The 1681-nt window shown below is 44.6% G+C and carries 2 protein-coding genes; both read right to left on the bottom strand.

All coding sequences use genetic code 11. From position 1 onward, the window contains the following. Nucleotides 1-352: 352 nt before the first annotated feature. Nucleotides 353-1333 carry an IS3 family transposase gene (locus H1S01_RS20085; RefSeq protein ID WP_188042143.1) on the bottom strand — a complete coding sequence of 327 codons (981 nt, stop codon included), beginning with the start codon at nucleotides 1331-1333 and terminating at the stop codon, nucleotides 353-355. A gap of 149 nt (nucleotides 1334-1482) precedes the next feature. Continuing rightward, nucleotides 1483-1611 carry a transposase gene (locus H1S01_RS21735; protein WP_243237462.1) on the bottom strand — a complete coding sequence of 43 codons (129 nt, stop codon included), beginning with the start codon at nucleotides 1609-1611 and terminating at the stop codon, nucleotides 1483-1485. Between the last annotated feature and the right edge of the window lie 70 nt (nucleotides 1612-1681).

A 1681-nucleotide genomic window follows, 5' to 3' on the forward strand; every position in this document is an offset into this window, starting at 1 on the left:
CGGTTTAACCCCATTATTTTTGAGCCGATCGCCCTTATTCAAATGAATGCGTAAGATCTCATTTTAGAGAAGGCAAATGGGGAAACTTGTTAAACTAGCGCGACCTAGCCGTCAAGCCTTGACTCGCTGTGGTATTTATTCAATAGGACGGGCGAGGGTGACGGTAGACGGTAACCTATCGTTATCGCCCGTCGGCTTCCCCAGCATACCACAGCGGTCAAGGCCGCTTCGCGCCGCAAGCGGTTGCCGTCTATGTCTAAGGTAGTGCGTAACGGTCACTTTCTGAGAAGAGGACGAGCTCAGGCTCCAGCATCCGGTAACAGGGAAACCACTCTGGTTTGTACACATCGGGTTAGACTCGGACCTCAAGCGGTTTGATTGTACCTAAAGATAATTGTTTTCGAAACTCTACCGGAGACAAGTCATAGAGACTGCCGTGAATACGGCGGTGATTATAAAATAAAACAAAATCAACAACGACACGGTACGCTTCCTGGTAGTTCATAAACTCATGCCGTTGTAAACATTCTCTCTCCAAGATGGCATGAAAAGATTCAATGTGTGCATTTTTGTTTGGTGTTTTGGGCGGAATCCGTTCATGTTCAAGACTAAATTCCGCACAAGCTTTCTCAAAGGCATGACTAATAAACTGTGGTCCATTATCGGTTCGGACCACGGGTTTCATGGCTGTCTCAAACTGTTGACGCTTCCAGAGCCCTCGTTGAACCAATTCTACCGCATGGCGAGCTTCACAGGTTACGCCAATATGGTAATCGATCACCATTCGGTCATAGATATCGATAAGGCACATCATGTAGAAGAATCGGTTCTCCCCGGCAATGTATCCGTATTTCACATCGATTTCCCAAAGCTGATTTGAATGGGTAATCTGCCGATTATTCGCCCATCGTCGTGGATACGTTAATCGGATCTTACGTTGAGGTGAGAGAATGCCCAGTTCCTTACATAATCGATAGACTTTTTTCTTGTTAATTACCAAGTGATGCTGACGTTGTAAACATAAAGTAAGTTTTCGATATCCGTATGCATTTTCTTCACCCGTGATGAGTTCAAGTAGGTATTCCTTAATTTGCTCATCACTGACACGTTTTCCGTCAACCGTGCAAGAATATCCCTGAATCGGCCGTCCCCCTTTATATTGACGGACGATGGGGATATCTGATTTTCGTTGTTTTCGGTAATAGTACGTGGCTTCGTGAACCCCGACAATCCGCAGAACTGTAGCTGCGGGGTATCCCCGGGCAATCCATATGTCGGCTATTTCAATTTTGTCAGATAGCCCGGGTTTTTCTTTTTTATTAAATCTCTCAATATGGCAATCTCAAGATCTTTTTCACCGAGAAGTTGCTTTAACCGATCATTTTCGGATTCTAGTTGGACAAATTCTTTCGGAGACGGGACAAATGCGGATACTTTCTTCGCATCTTCGGGAGCGTCTTGCCATGATTTATGTTTCGATTGTTAAATCCAACGATAGAGCATGTTCACATGGACCTCATGGCGACGAGCAACCTGCGCAATATTTCCGCATTCTCGAGCTTCTTGTATTACTTGCTCTTTAAACTCTTTTGGATACTGTTTCCTTGTCATTTCCTATCCCCTCCGTATTTATAAGTTTAACTTATAAGGGGATAAGACTCAAATTCCTTTACGGGGCTAA

It is taken from the genome of Heliobacterium chlorum, assembly GCF_014502795.1.
Taxonomy (GTDB): domain Bacteria; phylum Bacillota; class Desulfitobacteriia; order Heliobacteriales; family Heliobacteriaceae; genus Heliobacterium; species Heliobacterium chlorum.

Bases quoted from the DNA above. Each gene is read 5' to 3' on its own strand.
- H1S01_RS21735 (WP_243237462.1), bottom strand. From the start codon at position 1,611: ATGACAAGGAAACAGTATCCAAAAGAGTTTAAAGAGCAAGTAATACAA.